This window comes from Pedobacter psychrodurus (genome assembly GCF_004331735.1).
GTDB lineage: Bacteria > Bacteroidota > Bacteroidia > Sphingobacteriales > Sphingobacteriaceae > Pedobacter > Pedobacter psychrodurus.
In genome coordinates, this window is record NZ_SJSO01000013.1 from 139,342 (window position 1) to 156,847 (window position 17,506).

Annotated in this window: 18 protein-coding genes; 7 read left to right on the forward strand and 11 right to left on the reverse strand. The window is 36.8% G+C overall.

Annotation, left to right across the window (positions count from 1 at the left end):
- Positions 1-96 precede the first annotated feature (96 nt).
- Entirely contained in the window at positions 97-780 is a 684-nt protein-coding gene (locus EZ456_RS15960; protein WP_131531802.1) for an arylesterase, read from the forward strand.
- A 288-nt stretch (positions 781-1,068) separates the two neighbouring features.
- On the opposite strand, the gene EZ456_RS15965 is transcribed toward EZ456_RS15960, so the two are convergent.
- From EZ456_RS15965 to EZ456_RS16005, 9 genes are all read right to left on the reverse strand, one after another.
- On the reverse strand, positions 1,069-2,862 hold the full coding sequence (locus tag EZ456_RS15965) for a cytochrome-c peroxidase (protein ID WP_131531804.1): 1,794 nt from the start codon (positions 2,860-2,862) through the stop codon (positions 1,069-1,071).
- Between the two features lie 74 nt (positions 2,863-2,936).
- Positions 2,937-4,424, reverse strand: a complete 1,488-nt coding sequence (locus tag EZ456_RS15970; protein ID WP_131531806.1) for a PhoX family protein — start codon at positions 4,422-4,424, stop codon at positions 2,937-2,939.
- 135 nt (positions 4,425-4,559) lie between these two features.
- Positions 4,560-5,441: a hypothetical protein gene (locus EZ456_RS15975; RefSeq protein ID WP_131531808.1), complete on the reverse strand. Its 882-nt coding sequence runs from the start codon at positions 5,439-5,441 to the stop codon at positions 4,560-4,562.
- Positions 5,441-6,430 carry a hypothetical protein gene (locus EZ456_RS15980; protein ID WP_131531810.1) on the reverse strand — a complete coding sequence of 330 codons (990 nt, stop codon included), beginning with the start codon at positions 6,428-6,430 and terminating at the stop codon, positions 5,441-5,443. Before EZ456_RS15980 ends, EZ456_RS15975 begins: the two co-directional genes overlap by 1 nt.
- A gap of 54 nt (positions 6,431-6,484) precedes the next feature.
- Positions 6,485-7,405: a hypothetical protein gene (locus EZ456_RS15985; RefSeq protein WP_131531812.1), complete on the reverse strand. Its 921-nt coding sequence runs from the start codon at positions 7,403-7,405 to the stop codon at positions 6,485-6,487.
- A gap of 176 nt (positions 7,406-7,581) precedes the next feature.
- Positions 7,582-8,034, reverse strand: coding sequence for an ankyrin repeat domain-containing protein (locus EZ456_RS15990; protein ID WP_131531814.1), 453 nt, complete (start codon positions 8,032-8,034; stop codon positions 7,582-7,584).
- 119 nt (positions 8,035-8,153) lie between these two features.
- Positions 8,154-8,534, reverse strand: coding sequence for a hypothetical protein (locus EZ456_RS15995; protein WP_131531816.1), 381 nt, complete (start codon positions 8,532-8,534; stop codon positions 8,154-8,156).
- 290 nt (positions 8,535-8,824) lie between these two features.
- Complete coding sequence (locus tag EZ456_RS16000; RefSeq protein ID WP_131531818.1) at positions 8,825-9,349, reverse strand: hypothetical protein; 525 nt, start codon at positions 9,347-9,349, stop codon at positions 8,825-8,827.
- 11 nt (positions 9,350-9,360) lie between these two features.
- Positions 9,361-9,690: a DUF4870 domain-containing protein gene (locus EZ456_RS16005; RefSeq protein ID WP_131531820.1), complete on the reverse strand. Its 330-nt coding sequence runs from the start codon at positions 9,688-9,690 to the stop codon at positions 9,361-9,363.
- 230 nt (positions 9,691-9,920) lie between these two features.
- On the opposite strand from EZ456_RS16005, the gene EZ456_RS16010 reads away from it, so the two are divergent.
- The 5 genes from EZ456_RS16010 to EZ456_RS16030 all read left to right on the forward strand — a co-directional run bounded on the left by EZ456_RS16010 (position 9,921) and on the right by EZ456_RS16030 (position 15,006).
- Positions 9,921-11,765 carry a hypothetical protein gene (locus EZ456_RS16010; RefSeq protein WP_131531822.1) on the forward strand — a complete coding sequence of 615 codons (1,845 nt, stop codon included), beginning with the start codon at positions 9,921-9,923 and terminating at the stop codon, positions 11,763-11,765.
- Between the two features lie 704 nt (positions 11,766-12,469).
- Positions 12,470-13,000 (forward strand): ester cyclase, encoded by a 531-nt coding sequence (locus EZ456_RS16015; protein ID WP_131531824.1) that lies wholly within the window; start codon positions 12,470-12,472, stop codon positions 12,998-13,000.
- Positions 13,001-13,069: 69 nt separating this feature from the next.
- Positions 13,070-13,822, forward strand: a complete 753-nt coding sequence (locus EZ456_RS16020; RefSeq protein WP_131531826.1) for an SDR family NAD(P)-dependent oxidoreductase — start codon at positions 13,070-13,072, stop codon at positions 13,820-13,822.
- A 90-nt stretch (positions 13,823-13,912) separates the two neighbouring features.
- Positions 13,913-14,710, forward strand: a complete 798-nt coding sequence (locus EZ456_RS16025) for a helix-turn-helix domain-containing protein (protein ID WP_131531828.1) — start codon at positions 13,913-13,915, stop codon at positions 14,708-14,710.
- 47 nt (positions 14,711-14,757) lie between these two features.
- Positions 14,758-15,006, forward strand: coding sequence for a putative glycolipid-binding domain-containing protein (locus EZ456_RS16030; RefSeq protein WP_165501349.1), 249 nt, complete (start codon positions 14,758-14,760; stop codon positions 15,004-15,006).
- A gap of 103 nt (positions 15,007-15,109) precedes the next feature.
- Here the strand turns inward: EZ456_RS16030 and EZ456_RS16035 are convergent, their stop codons facing one another.
- Positions 15,110-15,760, reverse strand: coding sequence for a class I SAM-dependent methyltransferase (locus EZ456_RS16035; RefSeq protein ID WP_131531832.1), 651 nt, complete (start codon positions 15,758-15,760; stop codon positions 15,110-15,112).
- A gap of 225 nt (positions 15,761-15,985) precedes the next feature.
- Here EZ456_RS16035 and EZ456_RS16040 point away from each other — a divergent pair, with 225 nt between their 5' ends.
- Positions 15,986-16,978, forward strand: a complete 993-nt coding sequence (locus EZ456_RS16040) for a helix-turn-helix domain-containing protein (RefSeq protein WP_205945116.1) — start codon at positions 15,986-15,988, stop codon at positions 16,976-16,978.
- A gap of 258 nt (positions 16,979-17,236) precedes the next feature.
- Here the strand turns inward: EZ456_RS16040 and EZ456_RS16045 are convergent.
- Positions 17,237-17,506: transposase (locus EZ456_RS16045; RefSeq protein WP_165501350.1), on the reverse strand; the 270-nt coding region annotated here is incomplete at its 5' end.

The following is a 17,506-nucleotide window of genomic DNA, read 5'->3' on the forward strand; positions in this document are numbered from 1 at the left end:
TTTTTAGGGTTTGCGTGTAGATTGTAGCCAAACATAACAAGGCGCTGCCTGTTAAGGTAATGGTTTAAATAATAATTAGATATAGATTAATTAGATATGTTACGAAAACGATTAATGGGGCTATTTGTTTTAAGCCTTGTACTGCTAAGCTGCGGAAACCGGGAAAGTAAAGACAATAGGGATAAAACTTTAGATTCGGCTGACCGAAAAACGGCAATTGCGGCTACTGAACGGAAGAATATCCTTTTTTTTGGTACCAGTTTAACGGCGGGTTATGGGCTCGACCCAACAGAAGCGTACCCGGCATTAATCCAAAACCGGATTGATTCTTTACAAATGCCTTACAAAGTAATTAATGGTGGTTTAAGTGGAGAAACTTCCGCTGGTGGAAAAGGGCGGATTGATTGGTTACTTAAACAGCGTGTGGATATTTTTGTGCTCGAACTCGGCGCCAATGATGGTTTACGTGGATTACCTGTATCGCAAACCTTTAAAAACCTTCAGGCGATTATTGATCGTGTAAAAGCTAAATACCCGGATACTAAAATGGTGCTTGCTGGTATGCAGGTTCCTCCAAATATGGGTGCAAAATATGCTACAGACTTTAAAAACATGTTTCCTGATCTGGCGAAGAAAAACCAAATGGCCCTGATCCCATTTTTATTGGATAAAGTAGGCGGTGTTCCGACATTAAACCAGGCCGATGGTATACACCCAACTGCCGAAGGAGATAAGATCCTTGCAGAAAATGTTTGGGTGGTATTGAAGGATTTGTTGTAAGGGATACTATTAGGTCTATACCTTGCATCATACTGTCCCGAATGTTGGGGATCAGTATCTATCATGCGATTAAGATCCTGAGATGAACTACCATTGACAGATTTAAAAGACCGAGCGTCATTCCCACGCAGGTGGGAATCTTAAAGCTTATTGCATTATCCCAAAGGGATGCCTTTGGCACGATTCCCAATCAAGTTGGGAATGACGAACCGCTAAAACCTGTTATTGCAACTCCAATGTTTTTCAGTTTAAAAACTGACTTCTCAGGATGACGCGAGAATATTTGATTTATTGAACATCCTCAAGTGTGCCTAAAAATGCAATAACCTGTTTGATTTCCAGTTTGCTTAAGTTTAGCTTATCGGAAGATAAAGTCTGGTTTTTAATATTAATCCCCATGCCTGCGCCACCACCTTGGTTATAAAAATCCATCACCTGCGCTAAGGTTTTATAAACACCGTTATGCATATATGGGCCTGTTTTAGTGATATTTCTTATGGTTGAGGTTTTAAAAGCATGTTTATACTGTGGGTAGGCATAAAGGGCATATCGGCCCAGGTCAGTATCTATTTTAGGTTTTAGGGTATCTGTAGTAGCTGGTACGCCTAAAACTTCTGCTTCACTTTTAATAAAGAGCGGTGCCTGGGTACCATTAAATAGGGGTGCAAAATGACAGCTACCACATTTGGCTTTTCCCATAAAAAGATTAAACCCCTCTTTTTCTTCTTTACTTAACTGTTTTTTATCTCCCTGCATATAGCGGTCAAATCGAGAGCTAAATGGAGATAACGAACGGATATATGATGCCAATACATGCTGGATTTTCCAGGGATCGGCTTTCGCAGTTTTATCCTTATAAGCGCTTTGGAAAAGGGCAACATAGTTTTTTGATGAATTGATTCTTGCCGCTGCTTGTTCGAGTGAACCGTTCATTTCCTGTTTATGATGAACCACATCAAGCGCCTGATCTTCTAAGGTTCCGGCCTTTAAATCATAAAAGAATCCACGCTGTAATCCTGCATAAGCTAAGGTTGGTGTATTTCTCAATAACAATTTTCCTTTTGAAATTCCTGCTGCTTTGGTTAAGCCATCGGTAAAGGCGAGTGATTGTTGATGGCAGCTGGCACAGCTCCGGTTATTTCCATTAGAAAGTACAGCATCGTTGAACAGGATTTTTCCAAGTGCAATTTTATCATCATTAATAAATAGGGTACTATTGCCTACAAATTTGTTTACATTAAAGGCGTTTACCTGAAACATACTTGTAGCATCATCGCGCAGCGCAGCACCACTAGCAGCAGTCGATATTTTCTTCTCTAAACGAAGTTTATTGATCTGTCTGCTGATTGGATCAAGATATTCGGTTATAAAAGTTAAGCGATCGAAATGATTAAAATCGGGGTTTTTATCCAGGTAGCTTATCGCTGAATGTATCAATTTATCTGATGCATTATTTTCATACTTTGCCAATACGTAAGCTATTCCCTGAAGTGCCGAAGCCGTTTCGGGTATCGATTGTAAAGCATTTGGCGTATCAAAACCAGTAATGCCTAAACTGGTAATCCTGAAAATTTCTAAACGGATGGCATCAAATAATTGTGCATCGGTAATTTGGTATTGTTCATTAAAACGGCTAACACGTTGCAGGTTGAGCTGCATTTTTTTTACCTCATTAAGTAATTCCTTTCGGTTTTCTGCTGTTGGTTCCTCATAGATTATTTCTTCCATTACCTGAAAGCCTGTTGGGTTTTCAATGAGATTTTCACCCAGTTCAATTTCATCTATTGGGGCACCGTTAAGCAGGGCAGAAGTTGAAGGAAAAAAATATTCAATATAATACTCCAACTGTTTGTATTTTATTCTTGCCTGTAAAAAAGATTGTTTAATTGCCTTTTCATCCCTGTTTTGAACAGCCTTCGATAATTTCTGATCAACAATGCTTTGAAATTCGGTAAGCTGTTTATCAAAATCTGCTTTCACCAGTTCTGCATTTGATCTGTTTTCTGTTTTGCAGAAAATGGATAACAGAGTAGTGATGGTAATAAATACAACAAAAAAAACAATTTTTTTAAGGCTAGACATGCGTAGTAGGAGTTGAAATAAAATAGAAAAATCCCTTCCGGTGTTTACCGAAAGGGATAAAGAAGTGATTTAAGTTATTTAGAAACGCCGCGAACGATTACTACTTGTCCGCCTTCGTTATTATTTACCAATCTTGTTGTACCACCATCAGCATTTTTGTATTTATCGCTTGTCCAGGTATGTGGGTGTAAATTAATTATGAATGTATCGGGGATCCCAGTTAGTGCAGAGATATCATACATCGCGCCATATTCCCAACTACTTAATAGTACACTGTTTGATGGGTTGTATTTAGCGTTAAAGGTCGCATCAGTTCTGCGGTGGTTCATTTGTAACATCGGTTTTAACGATTTTGAAGCCATTGCAAATTGCCAGATGGTTCCATCATGGTCGTTGTTTTTGTAGAACGAATCTCCATCTTCCTGGATGTAAACATAGTTTTCGGTTACACAAAGGTTGTCTGGATTTACAATGCTTTTTCCAGGATTGTCATTTCCATCAACAGCAACTTCTAATTTACCTTTTAAAGGATTACTTGCGTCTAATACTAATTTGTAAACACGTCCCCACATGGTTTTTCCACTTACTGGAGTCAATTTATCGCCCTGGCTAACACCGGTTGCAGTGAAATATACTTCGCGTCCGTTTGCTGCACTACCTTTTCTGTAATCGATATCTTCTACACGGGCTAACATTAGTGCTTTTTTATCGATTGTTTGTTGCTGTAATTGTGCGCCAGTACTGCTTTTTACGTTATCAAGCTCTACAAATTCCACATCGTAGCTTTGTCCTTTGTCCATGTTGGTTTCTATCGGATCGTTATTGCTGCGTTTCATCACATATAACTTTCCATTTTCTAGGTCACCTTGGGTGTTGGACACATACATAGCCAATTGCCCATCGGTTTCATCTTCACCAATCAGGATAACGGTTTTGCCAGCATATGATGCTTTAGGAAGAGGTACTGCATTTTCGGCGCTCCATCTGCCTAGTGCACTAACTGTTCTTTGTTTATTCTTTTTATCTGCTGCAGCAAGTGGGTCGATCGCGTGGATCATAGATTCTGCACCGCTTTCTCCGGCAGTTAAGAAAACTGGTTTAGAAAAGCCATGTTCTTCTGGGGTTACCATTGTAGCAGAGCATAAACGGGTCATGCCACCATCAGAATCTACAATATATTCTCCTTTTACAGGTTTGAAATTTTTATCTAAATATACTCTCGATACCGATTGAAGAATTTCATGGTTATTAATCATGATAAAACCTTCACCAGCTGGATTTTTGATAATTCCTGCTCCATCAGGTTGAGCACCAAATATAAAATTTGGCGATTCTGCCAGCACATCATCCGAGCTGATCAAGGTTGTAATATTCAGGCTTTCAAAACCAGGCATGGTCTTTACCAATGAAGGATTTACTGAATAATCTTTTAGGGTAACTGGAGCGGTTTCTGGGTTTTCTGCCTCGTTATTTTTTTTACAGGCACTGATCACAACAGCCGAAGTAACGAATGCGGCAACAGCAAGGGCCAATGCCTTTTGCTTTAGTAATGTTTTGTTCATAAAGTTTTGTTTTCCGTTTGATGCAAAATTACATTGCCTATGTTTCCAGAAATTAAAGTATATGTTAAGCTAGACTGCATTGTACTATTTAGAATTGTTCTTTTGATCAGCAGATTAGCTAGGCCCATTCATGTTTCACTCTTGCCTAAAACTTTTAAGTGTTCCATCATTATTAAACTGAAGATCATAACGTTCTCGGCTGCCGTTAATGGTTGATGGAAACCAGCGCATGCCATTATCCCAAATGGAAATGTAAACCGTAGTGGTGGGCTTTGCACCTTCAATCTCAGCGGCCTTATCATTGTAGATTTGTATCACTTTTTGTGCATCTGCGAAATTCATTTTACTTAATGGAAATGTTCTGCGTTCAATGTTTCTAGCCAGTACAGGTTTTGGTTCAGACCAAGAGCCATCTTTGTACTTGTATGCATCTACATATTTAGGATTTTCGGGATGTTGTAATGCCAGGTTAATAGAGCCGTCTTCGTAAAAATGTACAGATTCATACATCATAATTTCTTTGTTGTGGTACTGTGGTAGTTTTCTCAGTTTCTCTTCTGCCTGTTGTAATTCCGAGGCCGTTAACATTCCTTCTTTTGCTTTTACTACCGTTTTTTCTGCGCCAATATTTTTCTTTCCAGTTGGTGGCAGGTTCATTTCCTTTAAAAATTCATTTACCCTTTTTTGGATTTCCTTACCGTTAGCTGGTGTTTGCTTTTGTTTCAGCAATTCAATATCATGAAAAAGATCTTTTGCCTTTCCTTGAAGTTCAGTTGTGTTAACCGTATCGCCATTGATGACCACAATTTTCTCCTGATGATGCTGTGTAGAAGTTGTTGTTTTAGTGGTGCCGGTATATTCTCCATTTGTGCCAAAATGATTTTCTTTATTATATTTTCTGACTAAAGAATCGTTTGGATGAAAAGTTTCATCTACACTTTTTTTGATTTGTTTACAACCAAAGCCAAGGAAGCAGCACAGTATCATCAGCGAAGAAATATTGGTTAAGTTTTTCATCAAAATTCTCCGTTAATTTCGTTTAAGTCTTTTTCAAAGGCAATTTTTTCTGGATTTTCTTTGAGGTAAAAAATAGATATATGTTCCTGTTTGGTTATATCAAGATCGAGCAGGTTTACAATTTTTTTAACATTTGCTTTGTACTTGTGGTTGTACTGATCGGTAAATTCCAGTTCAAAATTAATCATGGGCTGTTCATTTATGTAGGTTCCGGTTTGGCTGGCCTTAATCAAGCGCGCAGTTACCTGTGTGCCCTTAAATTTAATGAGGAATGACTCTTTGGGTTTGCCCAAGAATTTACTGAAAATAAAAGTGGCTATAAAACGGTAAAAAAGGAGAACGGCTGGGCAGATTAATAAGGGGTGTCCGAAGCTCATAAAACGCCAGCCCATGCCTTCGCTTTCTGATTGATAGGAATATACAAAATAACCAGCAACAATACATGCAATTGTGAGCCAGCCGAGGTTAATCAACGCAACAATACTTTTCTTAATACTTACCTCTGTACTGGCGAAAATGAAATAGGGAATCTTGTTCACGTCCTTATCCAGTAATAAACCCACGGTTCTACCAACCTCATAACGGCGTTCGTAAGGTTTTGAATCATTTACGGCTGTTTTTTGCCTGATCTCGCTACCCACCAGATTTTTAAACTGAAGGATAAGTTCATAGGTATCGTAAGCGGCACCTGCTTTTGATATTTTTGTAGCTTCTACTATTTTCGCCTCACGGGCCTCGCCTGTAGTTTTAAGTTTTTCTATATTCCGTTTTATTGAAAAATTACGGAGTACCCATTTGCGGTAATATCCTGTTAAAAGAGTGATCCACAATAGGATAGAAACGGCTACTAAGCTCAGTGCAAACCAAGGATCGGTATTTATCAAATTGGGTATGTTGTCGCTCTTGATGTTATAATATAACAACATGGGAAAAGGAATAGCGAAAAACAGCATGTAAATTATCCAGAATATCGAAAGCCCTTGTCGCATAATTGTCTAGGTTAGGTACATTACCAACTATTTACTGTTAAAATGAGTTTTTATTCAATTGTTTGCTTTGTATTGCTCAAAACTTTCGTCGATTGCAGTACAAAATGTGGTGTAGGTTTCATCATTAAAAGGAATAGTGGCTACCCATTGTTTTTGTGCTTCCCAATCAAGGCCTTCATGATACGCTAGTTTCCCCAATAGCATATAAAATTTCACTTTTAAACCATAATTCGAGTCAAAAGGGCTAAGCATAAATTTGCGCAACTGTTCGTTTTGTATTAATTGACTTTCCCATAAATGGCCGTTTAATGCGGTTTGTACAAAGGCCAATACGTTATCAACATTATTTGTTAAGGGCTGCCAAAGGTTAATTAGGTAATGATGATCATTTAGCCATTTTATTATCATTAAAATTAAGTTTACTTCGTAGTTCCATTTACGGTCAAATTCTGTGGCATGATACAATTCGTACGTTTCTTTTACAGCGGCAAAATAACCACTCAGCCTATTCTCTGCTGATATCAGACTCACAGTGATAGCTACATGTTCATTAAATGGGAAGTATATATTTGGGTATTTTTTGGCCCGGTCAAATTTACCGAAATGGTTTTCGATATTTTCTATACTGCTATCAGGTGGCGGACTAGCATTCCAAAAGCTATCGGGCTCTTTTCGTTGCCGCTTTTGGTAGAGTTTACCGTCAAAAACAATTTGGGTTAGATATGGAAGGTAGTTCTTCCCTTCTTTTAAAAGTGGGAAATCTTCATTTAATACTTCTGAGCTGAAACAATATGACAACCCCCATTCATGGTCTTTTAAGCCATTAGTGTTTTTTAAACCAAGTGGTGAAGTGCTATTGGGTTTTACAATGGGGATAGTATGTGGAGGAACAAGATTTCGCTGTACAAAGAAATCGATGATCTTTGGATCGGACACAGGTAAGCCCAGTAATGCTAGTAAATCTTTTTGTGTCATAGGGTAGGTGTTTAATTTATCTTTCACTGTTTTTGAATCAGTTTCTCAATTTCAGTTAAAACGTTGTTTTCAAATGCCTCCTGCCGTATCTGGCTTTTGCCGTTGTTAAGCAAGGAAGCTAAACTGAATCATTACAAATAAATATTAATCGAACTGGGGTTATAAAACTAGCTTTATTAATTATTTTTAAACATGTTTTTGAAATCGGGTGGTGAAACTGGTTTTGCCCCATTATTCACTAATAAAGTCACAATTTCGGGGTTACAATTATTGTATACCCCCATAGTCAAAGCGGTATTTCCATTAACATCGGGGTTGTCAACCTCGATGTTGTTTTCTAAAAGTACTTTGATAATATTTATTACATTTTTTTGTACAGCAAAGTGCAATGCAGTTCTGCCACCATTGTCTTGATAGTTGATGTCGGCACCATTTTTAAGTGCCCATTCAACTAATGGTTGATTGTCGTAGCAGCTTGCATTTATTAGAAGCGTCCTTCCGTCTCTATCAGGTGCATTGATGCCGACTTCCAAAAATAGCTTTTTAACAGCTTCATTATTTTTATCTGTGATGTTGATAAAGCTCGAGTCTATTCTTTTATCGACCTTTTTCTTTGCTTGCTTAGCCATATTATTAAATGATTTTGTTTCTTGAAAACCCCTGCAGACTATTTACAGTTTTGCATGGATGGTATTCATAAGTTATCAAAATGTTTAAATGCTTTTTTATTATTTCATTGTAGTTGACGTTAAAGAATACGATTGATTATTATATTTTCATTTCCCTCATCATCGGCTTCGAGATATAGCTTCCAGTTTAATTTTTCGGATACTTTTAAAAAAGTTTTAATGTAAAGCTGCTGATCTATATTTTTTCCTTTGGCACAAACAATGGCAATCAAATTGATAAACTCTATTTTCTTTACTGACGAAACATAGCTTCCTTCTTTTGCCTCTACCAAAGTAATCTCAACCCAGGGAAAATGATTGGCATTGCTCAAAGTCTGATGGTTTTTCTGTACAAAATTTCCGGTTTGGAACAGCGTATCCATTACACTTTTGGTTGCTACTTTTTGGGTATGCTCCTGATCACTTTTTATGTTGTAATAGTTGTACCTATCGCTCCACATTGTATGTTTTTTTAATTAGTAGATCGCATAAAATGCCCCCCTAGCCGTTTACTTGGGTAAAAGGTAATAACTTGTTTAAAAAGTTTTCATTTTCACTCCAACTTTTCACTCCCGATTTGTCGTCAATTAAACACCAGCCTTGAACAAAATTTTCGAAAGAATAGATGTTGTTTTGGAACTAAACCAACTTTCTCAGCCTGATCGGAACTTTGGTTAGCCCTAATTTTTTTTTAAATTCTTCTATGTTTACCATAGCGTTGGGGTAAGTGGGTAGTTGAATGACAGAATGACTAAAAAGGCATCTTTTTTACCTCAATGTTATTGTCTTTAGCATATACATCAGCAAGTTTCCACAGCTTATTGTATTTCTCTATAAATTCGTTATAGCGCTTGGTATCTAGTGCTGTTAAAGCCTTGATAATCTGTTCTTCCGGCTCATGCTGATCTATCATTTTAGCTATTTTAAGGTGCTCAGTTTTGTAACTTGTTAAAACATAATTGTACAATATTATAGAAGCATCTAGCATAGGTTTCGTCGCCGAAGTTGGCCTTAGGTTTTTTACTTTTTCCAAATTCTTTTCGGCATGCAAAATGGAATTTTCAAGATATTTTTCGCAAGTCATACCAGCTGTGCCAGATACGTTTTTAATATAAAATTGGTAACCTTCGAAATAGTAGGTGCCAAAGCGCGATATCTCATTAGAATTTAAGGCTGCCCGGTCAAAATATTCTTCTGGTGTGTTGAATGAAAATTCGCATGCGGTGATGGTCAGGACCATCACCATAAGCATGACATTTTTGATGTTGAGGCGCATAAACATCTTTATTAAAATTTACCAACAAATGAAGATTTGTCTTCGAACCATTTACCGATAAGCGGAATGGGTTTCAGTGCACCATTCGCTGCGTTGATGATGCCCATAATCCAAAGAATGATAAATGCATAACCTACAAATCCCAAAAATGATAAGCTAGGCACTATAAGGGCAATGATGGTAAATGCTATGTTGAAAATAATACTTACAATGGCAAGACCTAACGACTGCCTTAAATGATACTTAAGTAAAGTATCAGCTTTATCCTTTCCACTGAAATAAGCTACTAACCACCCAATAAGGGTGATGTAAGAAATGATTGAAAGGGTTTTGTTGTCCATGATTTCTGTTTTTTTAGATTGAAAAATTATTTAGATCAAATTTGGGGTTAATCATCGTTGCTTAAAAGAATTTGCCGCCTACAGAGCATCTACCATATTTAATAAAACGTCTACAATACATCTACGGATGTTTTTAACTTGTTGATTATTAGTGTTTTGTTTGTGTGTGCTGTTTTTGGTTTTTAACTTCAATTTTATCGAACCTTCAATCTTTATGTTAATTTTACGATATGAAGCATCAGGTTTTTAAAAACATAATATTCTTAATAGGCATTAACATATGTTTCTTCACGGCCCGGGCGCAAACATTATTAGACAGCACAGCACTTGATAATTTAAGTGAAAAAGATAAACCAGCCCTGCTTACGCAGTTGGCAGAAAGATATAGGGTTAATGCAAATTATGGAGCTGCTATTGTAAAGGCGCAACAAAGTGTAAGTTTGTCAATAAAACTCAAAAACTTTACCGAAGCCACAAAAGCATACGCTATGCTGGTTAATGTTTATGCAAATACGAAGCAGTTTGCTTTGTTGAAAAAAACAAGCGATACCACTTTAACTACTGGGCAACAGGCACAACAGCCCATTGCTTTAGCTTATGCTTATTACGCACAGGCTTTGTTTTATAATGCTATTGATAATAATGAATTGGTAACCAAGTATTGCCAGATGGGGCTTAAAATGTTGGAGAAAAAATACGATCCTTATCTTACTGCTAAAATATATTACCAGTTATATGCCCTGAATACGCGGTGGGACGATGTGAAAAATGTAAATAAATATGCCCAAAAGGCTACTGAAAGTGCACTGAAGACTACCGACTATAATCTGTTGAGCAACTGTTATATTGCCCTGTCGGTAGCTGCTGATTACAATTTTGTAGCAACCAAAAAAGAATTACAGCGAGATAGCATTATTTACTACTTAAATAAAGTACAGCATCTTTATAAACAATACCCTCAATATGTTGCCCGAAAAACATACGCCATGTCTTGTATCAATAGCGCTGATTATTATTTGAGGTATTTCCCGGATACGGACAAGGCTGCGAAGGCAAATGCCATTCGGTATGCAAGTATGGCCAACGAGGTAATGAGAAGGGTGCTAAATGGAGAAGAGGTTCGGGCGAGTAGTTTAGGTATTTTGAGCGAATATGCCAAAAGAGATAAAAATACTGTAATGACTGAAGGATATTTACAGGAAGCGTACAATATGATGAAAAGCCAGCAAACCCCATATTATTATACACTGATCAATATCGTAACGGCACTATCCAACTTTTATGAGCAAAATGGAAATTACGGAAAGGCGCTTGAGTTTCAGAAAAAGGCAACAGCATACAATAGCAAACTTTTTGATCAGAAGCAGGCTTTAAATGCTCAAAAACTGGAAGTACAATACGAAACTGAAAAAAAAAACAGTGAGGTGAAGCTATTAAAGCAGAGCGAAAAATATGCGCAGCAGCAAAAGTACCTGTACATTGGTATTGCAATTGCTTCGCTGTTGGGACTAATATTTATGTTCAGGTCTTACCATTTTAGGTTAAGATATTCGTTACAGCGCGAAAAACAGTTGCATTTGGAAAAAAAGGATGCAGAATTGCAGATGAAACTCGAAAAAGAGGCGCAGGCAAGACTGAAGGCAGAGCAGCAATTATTGGAAAGTCAGCAGCAGCAGTTGCAGAAAGAAGTAATGGCCAGCCAATTGCAACTGGAACATAAAAAAGAGATGCTTTTTCAGATTAAAGAAAAATTTAATGACAACCATCAACTGAATATTAATAAAATATGGAATGAAGAGCTCCTTTTAGATAATGATTTTGAAGAGGCTAAATTTCAAATCCAGCAAGTACATCCAGAGTTCTTCTCTTTGCTAAACCAGCGCGCTCAACAAAAACTCACCACACTCGATCTGAAACTGTGTGCTTATCTCCATTTAAAAATGGATACAAAAAAAATTGCGCAGATGATGCATATCGAGCCTAAAAGTGTGCGAATGAGCCGTTACCGGATTAAACAGAAGTTAGGTTTGGGGAAAGAAGAGGATTTGAATCTGTTTTTACAGAATGTAGGTTAACCGTATTTCAATCTAGCATGTTATTTTAGGTAGTTAATAGCCTTATCGAATCCTATTCGGGCAAAAATACCTGGCAACTGCCATAAACCTGAATTTTGCCCCGCTTGAATATGTTTTAAAGGTTGTTTCAAAAATGTGATTCACCGAATCACTCACCAACTTTTTTGAGTGCAAAGTGTATGTTTATAATATACGGAGATTTTTTATAAGTTTAAAATATAATCTACTGAAGGACGTTCAATCCATCAATAGAAATCTATATGTTAGGTTTTTTACCAATCATTTTCGGTAATGGGTTCGAGCCCCATCAGCCACCCTGTATGGGGCAAGAGATTTTTCGAAATCTTTTGCCCTTTTTTTGTTTAATAACTCATTGTTTTTCAAGTAGATAAGCTGATTGTTTCGTTCATTAAAAGTGTTCGATAAGTGCCATTCGTATGTCAATTTCTGCTGAAAACACTATGCTGATCAAATATCTTTTTCCCTCGATCGAAGATTTATCATAAAAAACATCCAATTGTTCAATATTTCCAATAGCTTTTAGGAGTAAAGCTTCCATATCCAGCACGGCCGCATCTGTTGTTAGGCGTATCCCGCTATGATCAAATTGTTGAACTTTAAAAATTGAGCTTTACAACAAAGCATGTAGATTTTTACAGCATTACATTTGTCCTATAAATTCATAACGATAAAAATTTAAAAAAATGAAAACAACAATTAAAATGATCCTATCTGGAATCTTAGCATTAAGTACCACAGTAGCTTTTTCTCAAGGTTCTTTGAACCCACCAAAAAAAACAAATCCGGTAGTAACACGCCTTGAAACAAAGAACACTGAAGTCGTCAAGAAATTTATTGATCAGGTGATTAATGGCGGAAAGGTTAACCTTATTGACAAGTTCTGGAATCCAGATATGGTTTGGAGAGGTGGAAGCCTTGGAGAAATTAACGGTATAGCCAACTATAAAGCATTTGCAAAAGCAAATATTGGTGGCGCATTTACCGATATGCATCTCGAAGTCAAAGATATCCTAGCCAAGGGGGATAAGGTTATGGTGAATTTCACTAACAGTGGAAAGAATACTGGAGAATTCATGGGTCGAAAAGCTACTGGAATAAATGCTAAGTGGAACGGAATGGGTATGTATAGGCTAAAAGACGGTAAAATAACTGAAGCCACATTTTCTGAAGATATTCTTGATTTACTAATGCAGCTAGGGATTTTTAAACTGTAGCGCCAAAGTGCATTGATTTTTTGGTGACGCACACTTATACTATAAATTAAAAAATAAAAATAAAAAAAAATGGAAAACAAGACAGTAATTGTTACAGGAGGTTCGACAGGAATCGGAAAGGCAACAGCTTTGGCTTTTGCAAAAAATGGGTACAATGTTGTTATTTCTGGAAGAAATAACAAAGCAGGTGAAGAAGCCCTAAAAGAGATCAAGGAAACAGGTGCTGAAGCACTATTTGTAGCAACAGACGTAACTAATGAGTTGGATGTTGTTAACTTAATTTCAAAAACGAAAGATACATTTAAAACAATAGATGTTTTTGTTAATAATGCAGGAATAGCCGGTGCAACTGAAGGTTTTTTGGCAGATTCAAGCGAGCAAAATTTAAGAAATCTGTTTGAAACTAATGTTATGGGAGTATTCTTCGGAATGAAGCATGCTATAAAGTCGATGCAGGAAGCAGGCGGAGGATCTATTGTTAACCTTGCTTCCATTGCAGGATTAAACGGAATTCCTTATGCTGCACAGTATTGTGCTTCAAAACATGCTGTAGTAGGGCTTACTAAAGCAGCAGCAGTCGAGTATGCCACACAAGGCATTCGCATCAATGCAATTGCTCCTGGAGCAATTAAGACCGACATCTTGAAAAGCGCAATTGAATCGGGTAGTTATAGCGAGGAAACCATTGCAGCAATTCATCCGATGAAACGATTAGGAACTGTTGAAGATATTGCCAATGGTATTTATTATTTAGGTTCATCAGAATCTCCATTTATGACAGGGCACGTGCTTGCTGTTGATGGTGGGTATAATGCACAATAATTATTTTATTTTAGTCGGCGTCGACATTTGAATGATGTCGATGCTTATTATAACTAATTTCGTTTTATTATACACTTAAATACTTTTGTTATGGATGTGATGCCAGTTGCTAAATTTGTACACGCGTGTTATTCAAATAAAAAGCTTGTTACGGATCCTTTTATTACAGAATTCGCAATAATGCACATTAAATCAGGTAGTTTTATAGTTTACGAAGCGGATAAAAAGCAGATTTTTACTGCGGGCAGCATTATATTCTTTAAAAAGAACCATCTCGCAAAACTTATAAAAGTGCCTGAAGTAGATAAGAATTTCGAATCGGTAAGCATGATCTTGAATGATACAGTAATTAAAAATTATATTTCAAGCAATCACTTAATTATGGAGGAGAGATACAAAGGACGAAATATTTTTGCGTTAAAAAACTGTACACCGCTTCAGGATTATTTTGATTCCTTGTATAAATATGGAAACGGATCAAACGAAGGAAAGCTGATTGAAAAATCTATGGTCTTGCTTGATTTGTTGTTGTTGCATGCACCTCAATTACAAAGTGCCTTATTAGATTTGGGTATGCCCGGTAAGATAGATCTTGAAGCTTATATGAGTAAGAATTTTATGTTTAATACTGAGATTAAAAATTTTGCTCATCTCACAGGAAGAAGTCTAGCAAGTTTTAAAAGAGATTTTAACCGACTGTTTTTTACCTCACCGCACAAATGGCTCCAACAAAAAAGACTTGATATGGCTTTCTTTATGTTAAAAGAAAAAAGCCTTAAGCCTACACAGGTTTATCTTGAAGTAGGCTTTGAGGACTTATCACATTTCTCTTTTGCTTTTAAAAAGACTTTTGGAATTCCTCCATCCATGATATATTCAGGCGAATAGGTTGTGGGCAACCTATTTTGTTGGAATAAATGTCATATTGGACAGAAATGAAAGGACGCTTCTTGTGGAGAAAAAAGATGGCTGTTGGCTGGTTAACAATACAGCTGATCATCGATTTGATGGTTTGTTTGGATATCGATATTTCATTAACGCCTTTTACCAACACATTATCGATAAGAAGGTTAGTTTTTAATGGGCATTTGAGAAATAGAATCGAAGTGGTATACATAGATATTATAGCCGCTACTATAGTGCCTGCAATGCAGTATTATTCCAGAATATCAGAATCGGTATAGCTGTATGAAAACGAAAAAACAACATTTAGTGCCGAGCTAAAAACCGATTCTTACGGATTGGGAATTGAATACCCGGAGTTATTCATGGAAAAATAGCTCTTTCCTATTTCTGGCCAGATATCATTACAAATGGCCGTGTTATTTCTTTTCCATCTCTACTGGTTATTTCTTCGGTCATTTGCTTCACCTCAACATTTACAAACCCCGATCGGTTGAAAAAATCTTTCACCTGGCTGATTTCATAAAATGTAAAATCCATTTGTGTCCAGGGAAGATCCCCTCCAAATTTTTTTTCAACAATGGCAAGATCAAATTTTCCTCCTGGGTAGAGTACACGATAGATTTCCATGAAATATCGCAACGGGTTTTTCCAGAAATAAAGGCTATTTGCTGAGAAGCAACAATCAAAGAAATCATCTTGAAATTCCAATCTTCCATCTTCTTCAATTTTGATAAATTGACTCCACTTTTCTCTCGTTGTTAATACCTTGCTTGATAATGCTTTCTGCAGCAACACTTCCGAAGTGCTGGCGCCATAATAACTGATCCTATCTGCCTTTTGAAAAAGAAAAGGAAGATGTTCCATATCATCCGAGCCGATTTCCAGTAGTTTAACATCAGCTTTCAGTTTCAGGCAGTGTAATAGTTTGAAAATGATGGTGTTGTTGGTGTGAGGGATATTGTTTTTAGCCGATGTGCTATTGGAATAGTCTGCCTGCTCACACTGTTCTGTAAAATCTATATGCTTATCCATGGCAACACTATTATTCTCTTTTATGATGTTTTTGTTATTTATTTCAGATCCTTTTTAAAGCGGATAGATTGATAAAACCTGCTTTGTTCAGACCATTTACAAGTTTGGCAAAAGTGAAGAATAGCCATTGTATGCATTTACACAAAAAGGATTTTCTTTTACAGAAAATAGAATTGTTTATAATCGTTTTGGAAAAAATCCGTTTTTTTTATGATAATTGCCATTATGGGAATCAATGTAGGTAAGGATTATGGGAGTTGGAAAAAGGTAGGGGGCAGTTTTGATGAATTTCCGGTTCAGGAGCGGTTGGTAACAGAAAGAAAGGAGAAATACAGATTTTCTTTTAGTGATGCAGAATTGGTGCAGATCAATACCCGCGATATTTATATCGTATATGGCGACATTTTGTTTAAACAGCATCAAGTGTATTTTAGGCCCACTTACGATGTTCCGGAAATGATAAAGTTACGTTTTACACTAGCTGGTAAGGGAACAATATTCAATCAGGTTAACAAGCAGAAATATATTTTTAGTTCCAATCAGCAGAATATTATTTATATGCCCGAACTTGATGGTACAGGTGAATACGATACCGCACATAACTACCGTTTCTTTGAAGTACATTTTGCTAAAGAAAAGTTTTTACAACTGTCTGAAAACTCATGTAAAGCGCTCCAGGTTTTGGCCGAACATACAGATGCCGGCCGTTATGCACAGATAGCAGAACAGAACCTTCCCATCTCATGGGCGATGCATAGCTGCATACAGGATATTCTCAATTGTAATTATACAGATAGATTAAAACTCATGTTCCTTGAGTCTAAGTGTATAGAGTTGCTTGTTCTTCAGGCTGAGGCTTTTGAAACTGCTGTTACAAAAAAACAGCATGTAGCCTTACAGTCTACGTATGATAGGGACTGCCTATATTATGCCAGAGACTATCTTATTGAGCACATTCACGAGCCACCCTCAGTTGCCGAGCTTGCAAAATTATGCGGTATTAATGAGTTTAAACTTAAGCAAGGCTTTAAAGGTTTGTTTGATAATAGCATATTTGGTTACTTAAGTGATTATAGGCTAAATTGTGCGAAAGTGCTGTTACTTGAAGGTACACCGATAAAATCTGTTGCATTCGAAATGGGTTATTCTTCTGTTCAGCATTTCAGCAATGCCTTCCGGAACAAATTTGCAATATCGCCAGGCAAGGTGAAAAGTTGAGTGCTTAATAAATGTTTGCGCAACCGCCCGGTAAAATTAAAAATGGGATCTTAAATATTCAAAGCCCAATTTTATTTTTGATTTATTGTTGTTGCTTTTGCTGTTTTTTAACGTTCCGTAAATAGCTATTTCCGTGCGAAGAACTTAGGTCTTTACCTGTACAGGTTTTGTAGGCTCGCCATTTATCAGTGTTTGGTTTCAGGAAAATCTTTAATGGGTTTTCTTTTATGGATCAAGCAAAAAAGTTGGGGATTAATACTAGGCATAAATCTTAGCTAATCTGAATAAGAAAAACTTTACACTTCTTACTCCCCTAAACTGTGCTCTGAATGCTTTTATTTTAGCATTGAAAGATTCAGCAGAAGCATTGGTACTCCTATTTGTAAAGTAGTTTAATATGGTTTCATAGTTGTTCTGTATCGTTCTTGAAATGGTGTTAAACGACTTGAATCCAGCGGCTTCTACCTGATTATACCAAATTGCCAGTCTTTTAAAAGCAACTATTCTGTCTTTGGATGTACTGAGTAT